The sequence below is a fragment of the Thermomicrobium sp. 4228-Ro genome (assembly GCF_026241205.1).
GTDB lineage: Bacteria > Chloroflexota > Chloroflexia > Thermomicrobiales > Thermomicrobiaceae > Thermomicrobium.
Genome location: NZ_JAPFQM010000001.1, coordinates 742072 through 759856, shown reverse-complemented (window position 1 = coordinate 759856; position 17785 = coordinate 742072). Strand labels below are relative to the sequence as shown.

Here is a 17785-nt window from a genome sequence, read left to right as displayed (position 1 = left end):
CATACAAAGCGGTGAGTGTTGTGCCAAATCGGAAACTGCAGGCAACGGGCGCCATTCGAGACCCGCTGCCTGCAGCAGATGCTAGAAGGACAAGTCGTCGACGTTCTCGCGCTTACCGATCACGACGTTGCCGAGGCTCCCATCCGGTAGTCGCTCGACGCGTCGGAAGTAGACCGTCAGGATCACGTTCTGGGTCTCCGGATGGAACCGGAACGGGCCAGCTGGACCGACGAACTGCACGTCCTTGAGGGCCTTGAGGAACGCCTGCTTGTCCTCGATCCGGCCCTGCACCTTGGCGAGCGCCTCAGCAGCGACGCGACCTGCGAGGTAACCCTGATAGGCGAACTGGTTGGGAATACGCCCGTACTTGGCTCGATAGGCGTCGACGAAGGTCTTGTTCTCCGGCGAATCGATGTACGGCGAGTAATGCAAGGACGTCACGACACCGAGCGCGGCGTCTCCTTGCTGATCGAGATAAGCCTCGTCGACGAGATCACCCACGCCGATGAGGGGGAATTGGTCTTTGAGGCCGAAGTCGGTGTATTGCTGAACGAACCGCACGGCATCAGCGCCTGCGAAGAAGGCCCACACAGCGTCCGCTTGCATCTGTTGGATGCGCTGGAGAAAGGGAGCGAAGTCGGTCGTGTCGAGCGGTGGATAGATTTCCTCCACCACTCGCCCACCAGCCTTGAGGAATGCCTGCTTGAAAGCTGCTGCCTTCTCCTTACCAGCTGCATAGTCTGGTGCAAGGACAACCGTTTGTTTATATCCAAGCTGCTCGACCGCATAGGGGCCGAGCGGCCACTCGTACTGACCGTTCGCGAACGAGACACGGAAGATATACGGACTACGCCGCTGCGGATCGCGCGTGAGTGCCGCAGCACCAGCATTGTCGATAATGGTCGGCATACCCGACTGATGCAGGTAATCGCGACAAGCGAGAGCGACTCCACTATGGATATAGCCGATGATAAGCTGCACCCGAAGCCGCTCGACGAGCTGCTTGGTCTTGGTCAGCCCTTGCTCGGGGTTGGAGGCATCGTCCTCCTGCACGAACTCGACCTTGCGGCCAGCGACCGTATTGTCGATCGATTCGAAGTGGAGACGGATACCGTTGGTCAGGTTTTCGGCCAGGGCGGCGAACACGCCCGTATAACCGTGGATGAGGCCGATCCGGATCGGCTCGGTTGCAACAGCTGGCGAGCTGATGGCCGTCGGCGTGGCTGCGGCAGCCGGTGTCGGCGCAGTCGCCGGCGTCGGTGTCGCTCGAGCCGGTGTCGGCGTGGGTGGTGCGCTCGTTGGGGTGGGGGTAGCACCGCCTCCACCACAGGCCGCGAGGAGACCACTCAGCGCTGCCCCGCCGAGCACACCCAAGAACGTGCGCCGCCGCAGGCGGCTCCCCACCAGTTGGATACGATCGGCTCGATTCATCGTTCTCCTCCTCACCTGATGAGCTACTCACCCGACCCTCAGTTGACCGCAACCTTGGAGCCAGGCGGAACCGTCCGCCTGGCTCCAAGGTACATCACACGCCGACCATCACCTTCTCCGGTGTGCCGTAGGTATAGAACGACTCCGGCATCGACGGGGCACCGAGCCACACCGTGCTGGAGTAGAGATCTGCCTCGTGCGAGACGTCCCAGACGATCGTCTGCCAGTTCGGATCGAAGATGAGGTACCCGGCGTCGCCCCAGAGTTCGACTCGGTTGCCACCCGGTTCGAAGACGTAGAGGAACATCGCCTGCGTGGTACCGTGCTTCCCAGGCCCGGCCTCGATCGTGATCCCCCAATCGCGGCAGGCGTCCGCGACGTCGTAGCAGTGCTGGGGGTAGCCGTACCAGAAGGCGATGTGGTGGAGTCGGTTCCCCTGACCGGTGCCGTCCCGCATCGTCGCGATCTCGTGTACGAGCGGGCTCACGGACAGCCAGGAGCCGACCTTCTTCCCGTTCTCGTCGATCTTGGTCTCGCGGAGCTTGAAGCCCAGGTATTCCCGCAGGAACGCCTCGTGCGTCTCCACGTCGCTCACGAAACAGTTGATGTGATCGAGACGGCGCACCGGCACGCCATCGAGCGGTCGCCGCTGCGGGCGGTTCTTCAGCGGGCTCTTCTGGTCCTCTGGTGCCTGGTAGTACTCGAGTTCCCAGATGAGTTCCATCCGGTGACCGTCGGGCATCCGGAACCGGAAGGCCCGCCCACCGCCGTATTCGCTCTCCTGCCAGCCGAGCCCGTACCCGGCAGCCTCGAGCTTGGCAGCTGCCTCATCGAGGAGCTCCGGTGCCGAAACTCGCCAGGCGGCGTGCCCGAGCCCAGCTTGTGGTGACTCGGTCAGTTTGAGCGTCCAGAGATACCAGTCCTCGTACCCGCGCAAATAGACCGACTGTCCTTCGCGATGGACGACACTCATGCCGAGGATCTTGGTGAAGAACCAGAGGCTTTCCTCCGGTTTCGGCGTGTACAGCTCGACGTGCGCGAGCTGCGCGACGACGGGAACGCGGGTCTCAGCCATGACTCCACCTCCCAATCGTAGAGACGAACCCCCACACCTCACCGGTCGCGACCGTTCGGTTCCCACACCCAGGTCGAATCACGCCAACCCTCGAGATCGTATTGGCTCAGGCACTCGTCGACGAGTGCCTTCCACTGCTTGAGGAAGCCTCGCCGTTCGGCCCACTGCAGCGGGTCGAGGAATTTCTGCTCGTGGTTCCCCGCGTAGTTGAGCTCGTACAGTCCGTGCCGGCCGCCAAACTCCGAGTAGACCGCGTCCCACACCAGCTTGTAAAGCTTGCTGCGCTCCTCCGCGGTCATACCGGTTCCTCGGAGGTAACGGTCTAGGAGCGGGCGCACCTCAGGGTTGAGGAAGTCGCGGTAGCTCGACACGTTGATGATCGGGGCACCGCCCAGGATGCGCTCGTAGATCTGGCGGATCCGATCCCAGGCGAAGTTGGTGTACACGCGGGCGGCGGCAGCGTACTCCAGGCGCGGGACGACCGAGCCACCGAGACTGGGCTCCGGATCGTGCACCATCGCCGTCACGATCGCCCACAAGAGGTGCCGGAGCGCCACGAGTTCGCCGACCAGTACCTGGTTACCGCGGAAGTCGGCCGTCCCGTTGCACTCCAAGCCCTTCTGCAGGAGCCCGATCATGAACTCCAGCTTGATCATGAAGCGGATCGTCGTCTGCAGGTTGAAGCGGTTGAAGAAGCCGGAGTCGGCGTAGAAGCGCTTGCACTTGGCCACATCGCGGTAGATGAGGACGTCCTCCCAGGGAATGAACGCCTCGTCGAGCACGAGGAACGCGTCGTTCTCGTCGAAGCGGCTGGAGAGCGGGTTGTCGAACGGACTCTCGGCGTTCAGCTCGTAGGAGGCACGGGAGATGAGGTACTGGCGCGGGTTGTCCATGCGGACGAAGAAGACCAGTGCCACATCCTCGTCGCGCCCCTCCTGCAGCCGGGCGGCGCTCCCGCTGTTGACACCGACGAACGTGCCGTGGGTCAGCGCCGAGGCAGTCGCAACCTGCTTGGCGCCGCTCACGATGATGCCGCCGTCTGTCTCCTTGACCACGTGGATGTAGACGTCCCGCACCTCGCTCGGCGGCCGGTTGCGGTCGATCGGGGGATCGACGATGACATGGTTCATGAACAGAACGCGCGACGCGTACTCGCGGTACCAGCGGCGGGCGGTCTCCCCGAACGGCGCGTAGTAGTCCGGGTCGGCGCCGAGCGTGGCCATGAAGGCGGCCTTGTACTCGGGCGTGCGGCCCATCCAGCCGAAGCTCATCCGCTGCCAGACCGCGATCGCCTCGGCCGCCTCCTGGAGATCCTGGGGTGAGTAAGCGGGTGCGAAGAACTTGTGCGTCAGGATACCGTGGCGATCGACTTTCGTCAGGATATCGCGGGTCTCTGGGGCGTGCAACGCGTCGTAGAGCCGGGCGACCGAGCGTGCGGCATTGCGGAACGCGGGGTGGGTGGTGACATCCTTGACCCACTCGCCGCGGAAGAAGACCTTCCGGCCGTCGCGCAGGCTTTCCAGATACTCCTCACCCGTCATCGGGCGAGCTGGCGATTGTACCGTTTGCATCATCGGTCATCTCCTCGCGCGTTCGCTCGGTACGTCGAACGTTTCTGCCAAGCTTTACGAGCATCGTAGCGCTCTGGCCGATCGTTGTCAATTGTCGCGTTCGGGTATACTGAACTCGTTTCGGCAGCCCGCGCAGAGGCGACGCCTCCGGGCCCATGAGTTCGGGCATTCTGAACACCGTCCTTGTTCGTTTGGCACCGCGCTGGTATCGTCAGGGCATGGAGGGCGCGATGCTCCAGACGGTTCAGAAAGCGGCACAGGTGCTCCGTCTCTTCACCCCGCGCCAGCCCGAATGGGGTGTGACCGAGGTCGCGGCAGCGCTGGCCATCCCGAAGTCCGGCGCGCACGCGTTGCTCCGCACGCTGGCGGCTGAGGGGTTGCTGCAGCGGACACCGAGCGGGCGGTACCGGCTCGGCTGGTCGCTGTTCGAGCTCTCCCAGACGCTCCTCGATTCGAGTGCGCTGTTGCGAGCGGCGCGACCGGTCATGGAGCGTCTGGTCGCTGGCTGGGGCGAGACGACGCATCTGGCGGTGCTGGTCGACGGGCAGGTGCTGTACGTCGAAAAACTGCAGGGCGATCGGGCGCTGGAGATCGTGCTCTCGGGCGTCGGGAAGCGACTCCCGGCGCACTGTTCCGGTGTCGGCAAGGTGCTGCTCGCGCACCAGCCGTGGGAGACAGTCCTCCGGATCGTCGAGCGGACAGGCCTCGTGAGCTTTACGCCGAACACGATCCGGACCGTCGAGCAGCTGCGCGAGGAGCTGGAGCGTGTCCGCCAGCAGGGCTTCGCCTACGACCAGGAAGAGGTGATGGTGGGGCTCTGTTGTGCTGCAGCGCCGATCTACGATGAGAGCGGGCAGGTGATCGCGGCGATGAGCCTCTCGGTGCCGGCCTATCGCTTCTATCCCAACCGGCAGCGACTCACGACCGCGATCGTCGACGCCGCCCGACGGGTCTCGGAAGAACTCGGGTATTACCAGGAGGCATGGCCATGGGAGAACGGCAAGCAGTCAAGGTCGCGATCCTCGGAACTGGCAACATCGGCACCGACTTGATGTACAAGCTCTTGCGCAATCCGGGACACATGGAGCTGGCGATGTTCGCCGGGATCGATCCACAGTCGGAGGGGATCGCCCGTGCGAAGAAGTTGGGTGTGCCGACGAGCTACGAGGGGATCGCGGCGATCCTCGACGACCCGGAGATCAAGATCGTCTTCGATGCCACCAGCGCGAAGGCACACGTCCGGCACGCCAAGATGCTCCGCGAGGCCGGCAAGATCGCCATCGACCTCACCCCGGCCGCGCGCGGGCCGTACGTGGTGCCACCGGTGAACCTCGGGGCGCATCTCGAGAAGGACAACGTCAACCTGATCACCTGCGGTGGGCAGGCGACGATTCCACTGGTCTATGCGGTGAACCGTGTCGTGCCGGTTCGCTACGCCGAGATCGTCTCGACCGTCGCGAGCAAGTCGGCCGGGCCGGGCACGCGGCAGAACATCGACGAGTTCACGTTCACGACGGCGCACGGCTTGGAGGCGATCGGTGGTGCCGAACGGGGGAAGGCGATCATCATCCTCAATCCCGCTGAGCCGCCGATCATCATGCGGAACACGGTCTACGTGATTCCGGCGACCGAGGAGTTCGAACAGGCAGCGGTCGTCGCGTCGGTCGACCAGATGGTCGCCGAGGTGCAGCAGTACGTGCCGGGGTACCGGCTCAAGGACGCGCCGGTGTTCGATCGACGCCGCACGCCCTGGGGCGAGCGGACGGTGATCGCGATGCTGCTCGAGGTCGAGGGGGCCGGTGACTTCCTGCCGCCCTATGCGGGGAACCTCGACATCATGACGTCGGCCGCCTGGCGGGTCGGCGAGCTCTTCGCCCGGCACCTGCTCGGGATCCGCGAGGAGGTGGCAGCATGAACGCCAAGACGCTCAAGCCGCCGCGGGTGACCGATACCACGCTACGCGACGGCTCGCACGCGATGCGGCACCAGTTCACCCGCGAGCAGGTGCGGGCGATCGTCGCTGCGCTCGACGAGGCTGGTGTTCCGGTCATCGAGGTGACGCACGGTGATGGGCTCGGCGGGAGCTCGATCCAATACGGCTTTTCGGGCACGAGCGAGCTCGACCTGATCGAGGAAGCTGCCAAGACGGCCAAGCGCGCCAAGATCGCCGCACTGCTGCTCCCGGGTATCGGGACGCGCAAGGAACTGGCGGCAGCCATCGAGCGCGGCATCAAGATCGTCCGGATCGCGACCCAGTGCACCGAGGCCGATATCTCCGAGCAGCACTTCGGCATGGCCAAGGAAATGGGCCTGGAGACGGTCGGGTTCTTGATGATGGCCCACATGCGTCCCCCCGAGTTCCTGGCCGAGCAGGCCGCGATGATGGAGTCGTACGGCGCGGACTGCGTCTACATCGTCGATTCGGCCGGTGCGATGCTGCCGGACGATGTGCGACGCCGCGTGGCGGCGCTCAAGGAGCGACTCAGTATCCAGGTCGGCTTCCACGCCCACAACAATCTCGGGCTGGCGATCGGGAACACGCTGGCTGCGATCGAGGAGGGGGCCGACCAGGTCGATGGCTGCTTGCGCGGGCTCGGCGCTGGCGCGGGCAATGCCGCGACCGAACTCATTGCGGCTGTCCTCGACAAGTTGGGAATCAATCCCGGTCTCGACGTGTTCAAGCTGATGGATGCTGCCGAGTACATCGTGGCACCGATCATGCCGTACCAGCCGATTCCCGACCGGGATGCGATCACGATCGGGTACGCGGGGGTCTACTCGACGTTCCTCCTCCACGCGCGGCACATCGCGGCCGAATTCGGTTTGGATCCGCGCGAGATCCTGGTCGAGCTGGGGCGCCGCCAGGCGGTCGCTGGCCAGGAGGACTGGATCTTGGACGTCGCGCTCGACATCGTACGCAAGAAGCGCGGCGCGGAAGGAGCGAGCGATGCACGCGAACGGGCCGCAGCCGAGCGGACTGCCGACTGAGGAGGCGGCGGCTCCGGCTATCGATCCCAAGCATTTCCGCCGGACGCTCGGTCGCTTCGCGACCGGGGTGACGGTGGTGACCGTCGCGCGGCCGGAGGGGCCGCACGGGATGACGGCGAACGCTTTTCTGTCCGTTTCACTCGACCCGCCACTCGTATTGGTCTCGGTCGATCGCCGGGCGCGGATGCACGCCTATCTGGAGGAGGCGGCGCGCTACGGCGTGAGCGTCCTGGCGCGGGACCAGGAGCAGGCGGCCCGGCACTTCGCGGGTAAGTCCCAACCGGGCTACGAGCCGGAGTTTCGCTGGGTCGAGGGGGTTCCGCTGCTCGAAGGGGCGGTGGCACAGATCGTCTGTGACGTGTGGGAGCGGGTTCCGGCCGGCGACCACACCCTGGTGCTCGGTCGGGTACGCTGGCTCGACTACTGGGAGCGGGAGCCGCTCGTCTTCTTCGGCGGCGATTTCCGTTGCCTCGAAGTCCAGCTGCACGATACCAGCATGTGGTGGTGGTGAGGCCGGGTAGCACGCGGGAAGGGAGGGTACGTGTCGGGTACGATACAGGAACTGACCGTTCAGGCGGGGCGCTGGCCGACACACCTCCATCGGGCCGGCAGCGGTCAGCCGGTGATTTTCCTGCACGGATCGGGACCGGGTGTGACGGCCTGGGCGAACTGGCGCTTCGCGGTACCGGCGCTGGCCGATCTGTTCGACTGCATCGCGCCGGACCTGTGGGGATTCGCCAAGAGCGGACATCCCGATCCACCGCCGGTCGGGGTGCGCGCCTGGATGGACCTCTGGGTCGAGCAGGTCATCGCGCTCATGGACCATCTCGGCATCGAGCGGGTGCACCTGGTTGGCAACTCCATGGGTGGCGCGATCGCGCTACATCTGTTGCATCGTCACCGGGAGCGGTTCGACCGAGCAGTCCTGATGGGTACGGTCGGTGCGCCGCATCGGATCACCCACCAGCTGGACGTGGCATGGGGCTTCTACGAGGAGCCGACCGCCGAGCGACTGGCCCAGATCATCCGCTGGTTCGTCTACGATCCGGCGTCGGTCGGTGGCGATCTCGCTGCGATCGCCCGCGATCGGCTGCAAGCCGCGCTCGATCCGGTCGTCCGGCGCAGTTACGAGGCGATGTTCCCGCCACCGCGCCAGCAGCATCTCGACGCGCTGGTCTTGCCGGAGGATGCCTACCGCCAGCTGGATCGACCCATCCTGCTCGTGCACGGGCGTGATGACGTGATCGTGCCGCTGGAGACGAGCCTCTGGCTCTTCCCGCGGTTGCCGCGGGTGCAACTCCATGTCTTCGGGCAATGCAGTCACTGGGTGCAGATCGAGCAGCGCGACAGTTTCAATGCGCTGATCCGCGTCTTCCTGCGCGGTGACCTGTGAGCGGGGTGCGACGATGCTCGTGCTCAAAGTGACCATGGTCGAGGGGCGGACACCGGAGCAGAAGGCCGAACTCATCCGCCGCCTCGCTGAGGCAGCGGCGCGACATTTCGGCCTTCCGGTCGAGGAGGTGCGCACGGTCATCTACGAGGTCGGCCGCGACGAATGGGGTATCGGGACGATCACGATGGCGGAGCGCGATCGCACTGCGTCGTCCCAGCCCGGGTGACGAGGGGGGATGGCACGAGCGATGCTGAGCGAAGCCGAGAAAAAACTCCTGGAAGCGATTCGGGCGGCCCGACAGGAGCGCCGGCCCCGGTTACCGCTGGCGGAGGAGCTGGGTGTGGATCTGGCCGGCGCCTATCGCGTTCAAGAAGCGTCCTTCGCGGGGCAGGAGATCATCGGCTACAAGTTGGGTCTGGTGAGTCCAGCCAAGCAAGCCCAAATGGGCGTCTCGAGCCCGATTTACGGGCGGATCACGCGGTCGATGCTCCGCGAGGGGGTATTCTCGCTCGGAGAATTCGTGCAGCCACGGATCGAACCGGAACTCGCCGTAGTTCTGCGCGAGAGCATACCGGCTGGTGCGCCGCCGGGCCGAGTGGCGCTCGCGATCGGCGCGGTCTTCCTCGGGATCGATCTCCTCGACAGTGTCTGGGAAGGCTACCGGTTCAGCGCGGCTGACGTCATCGCTGACAATGCGTCCGGTGGCGCGTTCTTGCTCGGTGACCGCGCCCTGCCCTGGCCGCTCGACGGTGATCTCGCGCTCTTCCTCGACGGTGAACGTATCGCGAGCGGCCCGCTCGCTGCGTTGGAGCCGATCACCACGCACCTGGCTTGGCTGGCGACGGCAGTCGGCGGGCTCGAGGCTGGGCAGCTGGTCTATCTCGGGTCGCCAGCGGCAGCGGTTCCAGCCAGGCCGGGCGTGCTCGAGTTGCGTGGTCCCTGCGGTTCGCTCCTGCTGGCTCGACTGGAGGCATGAAATGGCGGAGCACGTCGTGACGCTCGATACGGAGGCGATCGCGCAGCAGCTGGAAGCGGCGTTGACGACGAAGCGGACGATTCCGCCGCTCACCGAAACGCTCGGACCGCTCACACCCGAGCAGGCGTACGCGATACAGACTCGCTGGACCGAACTCCGGGTGCAGAACGGGGAGCGGATCATCGGACGGAAGATCGGCTTGACCAGCCGGGCGATGCAGGAGCAACTCGGGGTGCGAGAGCCCGACTACGGAAGTCTCTGGGCCTCGCGCTCTTTCCCGGCGAGCGGCGGGCACGTCGAGATCCCGATGGATCTCCTCATCCAGCCGCGGGTGGAGGGAGAAATCGCCTTTTTGCTCGGTCGCCGCCTCCAGGGACCGGGGGTAACGCTCCAGCAGGTGCTGGCAGCGACCGAAGCGGTCGCGCTTTCAGTCGAGGTGGTCGATAGTCGGATCGAAGCCTGGCGCATCAAACTGGCCGACACCATCGCGGACGATGCCTCCTTCGGTGCCTTTACGGTCGGGCCGTGGAGTCGACGGCTCCTGCACGAGGATCTCCGCACGGTCGGCATGATCATCCACCAGAACGGCGAGGTCGCGACCGAAGGGATCGGTGCGGCCGCGCTCGGTCACCCGGCGCGATGCGTCGCCTGGCTGGCCAACAAGCTCGCCGAGTTCGGTGTCGCGCTCGAGCCCGGCGATATCGTGCTGTCCGGTTCCCTGGCCCGGGCGCTGCCGGCTGAACGCGGCGATCTCTTCGTCGTCGAGTTGCACGGGCAGCCGCCCTTGACGGTGCGCTTCGTGTAAGGTGCTCACCAGCGCTTCGGCGTGCAGCCCGTCTCGTCCGGAAGGAGCGGGCGAACCACGAGCGAGAAGCGTTCGCCATCGCTCTCCCACTGGGTCAAGAGATTGGCGGTCCGGAGTGCATCGAGTACCACCGGAAGCTCGTTCCGGTCGGCGATGACCGCACAGCGAGCGTTGGTTCCCGCCCACGGTGCGGGGGCACCGAGGCTCGCGAGCGGGGTGGCGAGTGGCCATGGTCGCGTGGTGACGAGCTGCTCTTCGGCTGGCGGCGGAGCTTCCGGCGCGTCGACCGGGAAGAGGATCAGCTGCAGGCGCGTGATCGGGTACGGGGTCTCGCGTTCGAGGATCGTCTCCGGCGGGAGCCAGCTCAGGAAGTCCTGCGCTTTCGTGGCGAACTCGGCCAGCTTCCGGCGAGCTTCGCGCAGCTCCGGTGAGAGACGAGGATCATCGGGCTCCTCGATACCCAGCGCGTAGACGGTGACGCGAGTCTTGCGGCTCCCCGCGTTGACGGTGAAGAAGGTCGTGGGCGCATCGGCGACTCCCTCGAGCGGAAAGTCCGCATCGCCCGCCAGGAGGCCGGCAGCAGCTGCCTCCTGCAGCAGGATCTGGAGCCCCTCTTCGCTGATGCGGCTCTGCAGGAGGTTCGGGAGCACTGGCGGCGGGTAGATCATGATCTGCGGACCGAGCGTGACGATCGTCCCATCTCCGTACACGGAGAACTGTGGCAGTTCGTTGAGGAGTCGGAAGGGCGGAATCAGCCCACCGCTCGTCTCGATGCGCAAGACGAGGTCGTGCGGTCCCGTGGGATGGGGAATCGGGGTCGCAGTCGCTGGCATCGTGCCTCCCGTCGTACAGGCTCCGAGGACAAGGCTCGAGAGGAGCAGCAGGAGGATGCATCGACCAGCGGAGCAGTACCGCGATGCTCGCTTGCCCATCGGATGAGTGGCCTCCTGTCCGGGTGTCTTTCCAACTCACAACGAAGACGTCGTGCCCGGACAGGAGGTTCCAGTCGTGTGTCACTCCGCAGCCACGAGCATCGCCCGGTGAGCGGGACGGCCGGTCGTGTCCGCCGGTTGATACGTCGAGAATGCTCTGGCTACCTGACTGAGCGTTGCCGACTGAGTATCGATGAGGCCTGCCAAACGCCCGACTTCGCGTGCGACTTCGGCGAGGATATCGCTGTCGGCTGCCAGTTGTGCAGTCCGCTCCGCACTGGCACGGAGGTGCGCTTCCAATTCGCGCCACTGCTCGTGCACCGAACGCATCGTGGCCTCGAGCTCCTCGGCAGCGGCAGCGTGCTCACGCGTGACGGTCGAGACCGATTCGAGCAACCGGTTGACCCGCTCTGTCGATTCCCGGACGAATTGTCCTTCGCGATCGATCGCGGCGATCGCTTCCCCGAGCGAGCGCACCCTGGTCACGATCGCGCTGAGCGCTCGTTCAGCGTCGCCAGCGAGCTGCGTACCCTGCTCGGCACGCTGGGCACTCTCGCGGGCGGTTTCAGCCGCTTCGGCGATCGATCCAGTGATCGTGGCGACGAGCGAGAGGATCTCGGTGGTAGCGTGCTTGGCGCGTTCGGCCAGTTTGCGCACTTCCTCCGCCACGACAGCGAAGCCTTTGCCAGCCTCGCCAGCTCGTGCGGCTTCGATCGCCGCGTTGAGCGCGAGCAGGTTCGTCTGCTCGGCGATCTCTTCGATCGCGCGACCCATCGTGCCCACTTGTCCGGCCAGTTCGGTGAGCCGCTCCCCTTGTTCGGCCAGCTGACGTATGCCGACAGCCAGTGTACGGAGCTCGTGCAACGTTGCGGTGACGACCCGGGTACCCTCCTCGGCGGTGGTGAGCGCATCCCTTCCTTCGGTCGCACCGTCGTCCGCTCGCCGTACGATCGCCTCGATCCGACCGGCGAGCTCCCGCATCGCCTCCTGCAGGGTTCGGGTAACTGCGTCCTGCTGTCCAGCGCCTTGGGCGATGGCCATTCCGGCTTGATCGATCTGCGCATGGGCTGCCGCGACGCGGTCGATCAGGTGCTGGTCCTGACTGGCGGTGTGGGCGAGCATCCGCGTCGCCTCGGCCACTCGTTCGGTGATCCGCGTGAGGTCGTCACTCGTCCGGGCGAGCGACTGGCCCAAGGTGACAGCGTTCTGGCAGCTGGCGGTGAGGCTGTTGACTGCTGCGGCGACCCGACGTCGGAGTTCTGCGTGCTGGTCGGTCAGGTCTTCGCGCATGTCGTGGACTGGTATCGCGTCGAGGTCGAGGCCGATCGTCTGGAGGTAGTCGAGGAAGAAGGCCTCGGTCACGGCCTGGAGATCGTAGTTGAAGACAGTGAACAGGGCACGTTCAGCCCGTCCCCGTAGCCCTGGTCGGAAACGGAATGCCTTGCGCAGCTCGTCGCGGACCAGGTCACAGTACAGCGCATAGCTCCCGAGGTACCACTTGAGGGGGAGGTCGATGCGATTGTGGAGTGCACCGATCTGGATGCGCATGGCGTAGTAGTCCGGGCCGAAATCGCCGCCACGGGCAGCTTCTTCGAAGATGGAGCGGAAGTAGGCTACCTGTGTCCGCTCGAGCCCTCGACGGAGCTCCTCGAGACCGATCCCCTTCTTGCGGGCGTAGCGCTCGAAGAACCGCCGGGTCTCCGAGAAACCGAACTGGTGGTCGTAAAAGCGGCGTGCGATCCGGTCAGCGACACGGTCGGCCCAGGGGGCGAGGCGAGCGAGTATCGCGATGTCCTGGGGGGTTAACTGGAGGAACATGCGCCGCAACGCAAGGTTGTCGTGCGTGATCCGGAGCGTGCGCGTGAGGTTGCGCCCCGCTTCGATCCAGCGCTCTCGGTAACCGCTGTGCATTTCGCCCTGCACCGTTCCACTCCTTTCCCTTCGATGCGATCGGCACCTGGCTGCGGAGAGCAGATAGCCGAGGTCTCCTAAACCAGCGAGTGGTAGGTACTAGGCCGCCATCGTTTCCGCTGCGCAGTGGTAGACTCTGCAGGAAAGCGGCGTGCTGGAATGCCGCAGCGAGACTGGCATCGTGTGTGCTCGGCTGTCGAGAACTGGAGAGCAGAATGCAAGATTCACGGTTCCTCCAGGCCTGCCGGCTTCGGCCGACCGACAGGACGCCGGTGTGGCTGATGCGGCAAGCTGGCCGGTATCTCCCAGAGTACCGGGCGCTCCGCGAGCGGTACAGCTTGCTCGACTTGTGTCGACAGCCGGAGCTGGCGGCCGAAGTGACCCTGCAGCCGCTTCGCCGGTTTCCCCTCGATGCAGCGATCATTTTTTCCGACATCCTTTGGCCACTCGGAGCACTGGGTATACGCGTCTCGTTCGCGCCAGGCGATGGGCCGGTCATCGCTGAACCGCTGCGCACGCCGCGCGAGATCGAACGCTTGCCGGCCGAACCGGACGAAGCAGTTTTCGAGGCGACTGGCGGGGCGATCCGCCTCGTCCGGCGCGAGCTTCCGTCCAGTGTGGCGGTCATCGGCTTCGCGGGGGCACCGTTCACCCTGGCGAGTTATCTGATCGAGGGAGGAAGTTCCCGCACCTATCTCGCAACCAAACGCTTTCTCCTCGAGCAGCGTTCCGCCTGGGAGCGACTCCTCGACCGCCTGGCCGAGCTGACCGAGCGGTACCTAGCGATACAGGTGGCCGCCGGTGCGGATGCCGTCCAGCTCTTCGACAGTTGGGCCGGTGCGCTGCCGCCCGACCTCTACCGCGAGGCGGTCCTCCCCTGGACGCGTCGGATCGTCCACGCCGTGCAGGCACTCGGTGTGCCGGTCATCGTGTTCAGTACGGGGACAGCCGGCTTCCTGGATGTCGTGGCCGAGACGGATGCTGACGTCATCGGGGTCGACTGGCGGATCGACCTCGATCGTGCCTGGCAGCTGATCGGAACACGAGCGATCCAGGGGAATCTCGATCCTGCCTGGCTACTGGCGCCGCGCGAGGACTTGCGCGTTGCAGTACGGCGGGTTCTAGAGCGTGCTGGCAGGCGTCCTGGGCATATCTTCAATCTGGGTCATGGCGTCCTCCCGGACACGCCGCCGGACGCGGTTGCCACGCTCGTCGCGGAAGTGCATGCCTGGTCGACCCTGCGCACGGTGGAGTGAAGAGCGCAGGAGGAAGGGAGATGTCGATGGTTCCGGAGCGTGTCGCGGTGCTGCTGATGGCCTACGGCGGGCCCAACAGTCTCGACGATTTGCCCGCCTATCTCGCGGATGTTCGCCATGGTCGCCCCTACTCGGCAGAACTTCTGGCCGACTTGACCGAACGGTATCGGATGATCGGCGGTCGCTCGCCGATCCTGGAACTGACTCGTGCTCAGGCGGAGGGTGTCCAGCAGGTACTCGAGTCGGTCCAGTCCGAGGACGGCGTCCGGTACCGTGTCTACGTGGGCATGCGGCACTGGCATCCCTACATCCGCGAGGTCGTGCCGGAGATCCTTCGGGATGGTGCGGATCGCCTGGTCGCGGTGGTGATGGCGCCGCACTACTCGCGGATGAGCGTCGGTGCCTACCTGGCTCGCCTGGACGAAGCCCTCCGCGAGCACGGAGCCACGCTGCCGGTCCATGCCGTCGAGAGCTGGAAGGACGAGCCCGATTTCATCGCGGCCTGGGTCGAGCGGATCGAGGCAGCGCTCGCCGCGGTACCGGCAGGCGAGCGTGACTCGGTGGTCCTGCTCTTCACCGCGCACAGCCTACCGACGCGTATCCTCGAGTGGGGCGATCCGTACGAGGAGGAAATTCTCACCTCGGTCCGGTTGGTCGCGCAACAGTTTCCGAACCATCACTGGCGGTTCGCGTTCCAGAGTCAGGGAGCGAGCGAGGAGCCGTGGCTCGGGCCGACGGTCGAGGAGACGCTCGATGCCCTGGCGGCCGAAGGAGTGCGGCGCGTCCTGCTCGTGCCGATCGGTTTCGTCTGTGACCACGTCGAAGTGCTGTACGACGTCGATATCGCACACCAGCAGTATGCGGCCGAGCGGGGTATCGTTTTGGAACGTCCAGCCATGTTGAACGACCATCCGCTCCTGTGCCGGGCGATCGCGACTGCTGTACGACGGACACTCCAGCAGGCGCGGAGTGTCACCGGTTGAGGCGATGGCTGCGCAGATCGTCGTCGTTGGCGGTGGGATCACCGGCTTGGCAGCCTGCTGGAGGCTGGAACGCCAGTACCCGGGTGTGTCGATCACGCTCGTGGAGGCGAGCGAACGACTCGGTGGTTGGATCCGGAGTGAACGCTGGAACGGCGTGCTGATCGAGCATGGCCCCGATTCCTGGGTCGCGTCGAAAGCAGCTGCGACCGAGTTAGCTCGCGCACTGGGACTCGAGCCAGAACTGGTCGGGTTGCGTGCTGACCGAGCGGGGACGGGTATCGTCCTTGGTGGGCGTATCCTGCCGTTGCCGGAGGGGCTCTCGCTGCTCGTCCCGACCCGTCTGTGGCCGATCCTGACGAGCCCGTTGCTGTCCGTTCCGGGGAAGATCCGGCTCCTCGGTGAGCTGTTCGTGCCCGCTCGTTGTCACTGCGACGACGAGTCGCTAGCGGCATTCGTCCGGCGGCGATTCGGGCGCGAATTCTACGAGCGTCTGGCCGAGCCGCTGCTCGCTGGTATCTATGCTGGCGATGCCGAGCAGCTCAGCCTTCTCGCGACCTATCCGCAGTTCCGGCAGCTCGAGTGCCAGTTCGGGAGCCTGCTACGGGCGCTCTGGCGCCGGCACCATCCCGCCCGCTCGTTGCGGAGCGGAGTCACCTCGCCGTTCTTGACGCTGTGGGACGGGATGCAGCGGCTCGTCGACCGGCTCGCTCTGTCTCTCCAGCGGACGGCCGTACTGGTCGGTGTTCCGGCCATATCGCTGGAACCGACACGGCCGCATGGCTATCGCGTGGTACTGAGCGATGGAGCGGTGCTGGAAGCAGACGGCGTCGTGATCGCCACACCGGCGGCCAGCGCGGTGAGGTTGCTCCAACCAGTGCTCGCTGACGAGGCAGCGTGGTTGCACACGCTCCCGTACGCATCCAGCGCGGCGGTCACGTTCGTGTATCGCGACGCAGATCTCGAGCCGATCGCCCGTGGACGAGGCTTTCTCGTACCAGCGCGCGAATCTCGTGCGATCTCGGCCGTGACCTGGGTGACCAACAAGTTCCCGGCACGTGCCCCCGAAGGGCTGTCTGTGGCACGGGTCTTCTTCCGGGGAGCGGGGACGAGGCAGTGCGGCGAAGGCCCCTCGGAGCGACTGGTCGCGCTGGCGCTGCAGGAATTGCGGAGTCTGGTCGGGCTCCGGGCCGATCCGCTCCATGCCGTCGTCTCCCGCCACGACCGAGCCATGCCGCAGTATCCGGTGGGACATCGCGATCGGACGGAGCGACTGCGACTGGCACTGCGCCGGTGGCGAGGGCTCGCGGTGGCGGGTGCTGCCTTCGACGGCGTGGGTGTTCCCGACTGTATCGCCAGTGGTTGGCGTGCTGCGGATACCGTGCTGGAGACCCTCGGTCTTAGCCCAGGCGAGTCGAGCGGGCTAGACGCCGACCCAGCTGCGTAACCGCTCCAGGAGCGACGGTGAGGCGTGCAAGACAGGGAGGTCAGGCTCCGGTGGGGGTACATCCTCGCCACGCACGATCGCGTGGGCGGCCCAGTGGAGACGCTCGGCCAGCTCACTGCTGACGAGATCGCGAACGCGTTCGAAGGCAGCACGCAACCGCGGTGCTCGCCAGTCGGCTCGGTGCGCGTCGCTCGCGAGAACGCTCACGGCTGCAGCACGGAGCAAGTGCGCAGCAGTGCGCTGCGCTGCCGGGCCGTTTTGCCCGAAAAGCGAGTCGGCGTTGACCTGAATGAGCGCTCCAGCTGCGATGGCCTCGAGGATACGCTCCGGTTCCTGTTGGATCGGCGTATACCGCTCGACGTGAGCCAGGATCGGACGATACCCGAGCGCGCGGATCGTACGGAGCTGCTCGGCGAGGTCTTCTGGCCAGACTGTCCAGTCGGGTAGTTCGACGAGGATCCAGCCAGTGTCGCCGATCGGGAGTGCCTCGCCCGCGAGCAGCCGTTCGGGGAGATCCGGGAGAAGTTGCTCCTCCATGCCGAGTTCCAGCGTCACGGGAATCGCCTCGCGGTGCGACGCCTCCCGCACAAGCTCGGCCGCCTGGCGTGCCATCGCTGCCGTGCATCGCCGGGCATGGGGCGTCGCGACGAGCACGCCTGTCCCGTCCTCAGCGGCGACACGCAGCATCGCCAGCGATTCAGCCAGGTCCCGCGCACCGTCGTCGACACCTGGTAGGACATGAGTGTGAAGGTCGACGCGGATCGTCCGTTCTTGGAGTTCCACCGTTTCTCCTCCTTTCCTCCCCATTCTACTTCGGCCAGCCGGTCAGTTTATGGTGAAGAGATGACGGCGAGGGTTTTCGACGGAGAACAGCGCATGAGTGAGAACGCACCGGGGCGTGGCCTCGCTCGGGGACACGCTTGCGGCGGAGCGCTCCGTCCGGGGGGGCGAGGCGACTGCGAACCAATCTGGGCGCCGGGTTCAGAAGGCCTGTGGTGTCGCGGGGCTGTCGAAGGAGGG

General features: G+C 65.7%; 17 protein-coding genes. 11 read left to right on the top strand and 6 right to left on the bottom strand.

What is annotated here, in order from left to right:
- Nucleotides 1-81 precede the first annotated feature (81 nt).
- The 3 genes from OO015_RS03815 to OO015_RS03805 all read right to left on the bottom strand — a co-directional run bounded on the left by OO015_RS03815 (nt 82) and on the right by OO015_RS03805 (nt 4080).
- Nucleotides 82-1431 carry an ABC transporter substrate-binding protein gene (locus tag OO015_RS03815; RefSeq protein WP_265939905.1) on the bottom strand — a complete coding sequence of 450 codons (1350 nt, stop codon included), beginning with the start codon at nt 1429-1431 and terminating at the stop codon, nt 82-84.
- A 94-nt stretch (nt 1432-1525) separates the two neighbouring features.
- Nucleotides 1526-2506: a VOC family protein gene (locus tag OO015_RS03810; RefSeq protein ID WP_265939904.1), complete on the bottom strand. Its 981-nt coding sequence runs from the start codon at nt 2504-2506 to the stop codon at nt 1526-1528.
- A gap of 38 nt (nt 2507-2544) precedes the next feature.
- The gene (locus tag OO015_RS03805; RefSeq protein WP_265939903.1) at nt 2545-4080 is read right to left on the bottom strand and encodes a 4-hydroxyphenylacetate 3-hydroxylase family protein; all 1536 of its coding nucleotides are present in this window, start codon (nt 4078-4080) and stop codon (nt 2545-2547) included.
- A 227-nt stretch (nt 4081-4307) separates the two neighbouring features.
- Here OO015_RS03805 and OO015_RS03800 point away from each other — a divergent pair, with 227 nt between their 5' ends.
- Genes OO015_RS03800 through OO015_RS03765 form a run of 8 tightly spaced genes read left to right on the top strand, consistent with a single transcriptional unit; the run spans nt 4308 to nt 10239 of the window.
- The gene (locus tag OO015_RS03800; RefSeq protein ID WP_265939902.1) at nt 4308-5129 is read left to right on the top strand and encodes an IclR family transcriptional regulator; all 822 of its coding nucleotides are present in this window, start codon (nt 4308-4310) and stop codon (nt 5127-5129) included.
- A complete protein-coding gene (locus tag OO015_RS03795) occupies nt 5066-5992 on the top strand; it encodes an acetaldehyde dehydrogenase (acetylating) (protein WP_265939901.1) in 927 nt (308 codons plus the stop codon). The genes OO015_RS03800 and OO015_RS03795 overlap by 64 nt, the downstream gene beginning before the upstream one ends.
- A complete protein-coding gene (dmpG, locus tag OO015_RS03790; RefSeq protein ID WP_265939900.1) occupies nt 5989-7065 on the top strand; it encodes a 4-hydroxy-2-oxovalerate aldolase in 1077 nt (358 codons plus the stop codon). Before OO015_RS03795 ends, dmpG begins: the two co-directional genes overlap by 4 nt.
- Complete coding sequence (locus OO015_RS03785; protein WP_265939899.1) at nt 7025-7576, top strand: flavin reductase family protein; 552 nt, start codon at nt 7025-7027, stop codon at nt 7574-7576. Before dmpG ends, OO015_RS03785 begins: the two co-directional genes overlap by 41 nt.
- Nucleotides 7577-7606: 30 nt before the next feature.
- On the top strand, nt 7607-8458 hold the full coding sequence (locus tag OO015_RS03780; RefSeq protein ID WP_265939898.1) for an alpha/beta fold hydrolase: 852 nt from the start codon (nt 7607-7609) through the stop codon (nt 8456-8458).
- Between the two features lie 13 nt (nt 8459-8471).
- The gene (locus OO015_RS03775) at nt 8472-8684 is read left to right on the top strand and encodes a tautomerase family protein (protein WP_265939897.1); all 213 of its coding nucleotides are present in this window, start codon (nt 8472-8474) and stop codon (nt 8682-8684) included.
- A gap of 9 nt (nt 8685-8693) precedes the next feature.
- Complete coding sequence (locus tag OO015_RS03770; protein ID WP_265939896.1) at nt 8694-9434, top strand: 2-keto-4-pentenoate hydratase; 741 nt, start codon at nt 8694-8696, stop codon at nt 9432-9434.
- Nucleotide 9435: 1 nt separating this feature from the next.
- Nucleotides 9436-10239, top strand: a complete 804-nt coding sequence (locus OO015_RS03765; RefSeq protein WP_265939895.1) for a 2-keto-4-pentenoate hydratase — start codon at nt 9436-9438, stop codon at nt 10237-10239.
- A gap of 5 nt (nt 10240-10244) precedes the next feature.
- Here the strand turns inward: OO015_RS03765 and OO015_RS03760 are convergent, their stop codons facing one another.
- Both OO015_RS03760 and OO015_RS03755 read right to left on the bottom strand, forming a co-directional pair.
- The gene (locus OO015_RS03760; protein ID WP_265939894.1) at nt 10245-11072 is read right to left on the bottom strand and encodes a hypothetical protein; all 828 of its coding nucleotides are present in this window, start codon (nt 11070-11072) and stop codon (nt 10245-10247) included.
- A 180-nt stretch (nt 11073-11252) separates the two neighbouring features.
- Nucleotides 11253-13094, bottom strand: coding sequence for a methyl-accepting chemotaxis protein (locus OO015_RS03755; RefSeq protein WP_265939893.1), 1842 nt, complete (start codon nt 13092-13094; stop codon nt 11253-11255).
- A 203-nt stretch (nt 13095-13297) separates the two neighbouring features.
- Between OO015_RS03755 and hemE the strand changes: the two genes are divergently transcribed.
- From hemE to hemG, 3 genes are read left to right on the top strand one after another with little or no spacing between them, the layout of a single operon-like run.
- Entirely contained in the window at nt 13298-14338 is a 1041-nt protein-coding gene (hemE, locus tag OO015_RS03750) for a uroporphyrinogen decarboxylase (protein ID WP_265939892.1), read from the top strand.
- Nucleotides 14339-14358: 20 nt separating this feature from the next.
- Nucleotides 14359-15321, top strand: a complete 963-nt coding sequence (gene hemH / locus OO015_RS03745; protein WP_265939891.1) for a ferrochelatase — start codon at nt 14359-14361, stop codon at nt 15319-15321.
- A 4-nt stretch (nt 15322-15325) separates the two neighbouring features.
- Nucleotides 15326-16765 carry a protoporphyrinogen oxidase gene (gene hemG, locus OO015_RS03740; protein WP_265939890.1) on the top strand — a complete coding sequence of 480 codons (1440 nt, stop codon included), beginning with the start codon at nt 15326-15328 and terminating at the stop codon, nt 16763-16765.
- On the opposite strand, the gene OO015_RS03735 is transcribed toward hemG, so the two are convergent.
- Nucleotides 16742-17548 (bottom strand): tyrosine-protein phosphatase, encoded by an 807-nt coding sequence (locus OO015_RS03735; RefSeq protein WP_265939889.1) that lies wholly within the window; start codon nt 17546-17548, stop codon nt 16742-16744. The two genes, hemG and OO015_RS03735, sit on opposite strands and share 24 nt — an antisense overlap.
- Nucleotides 17549-17785: the final 237 nt, after the last annotated feature.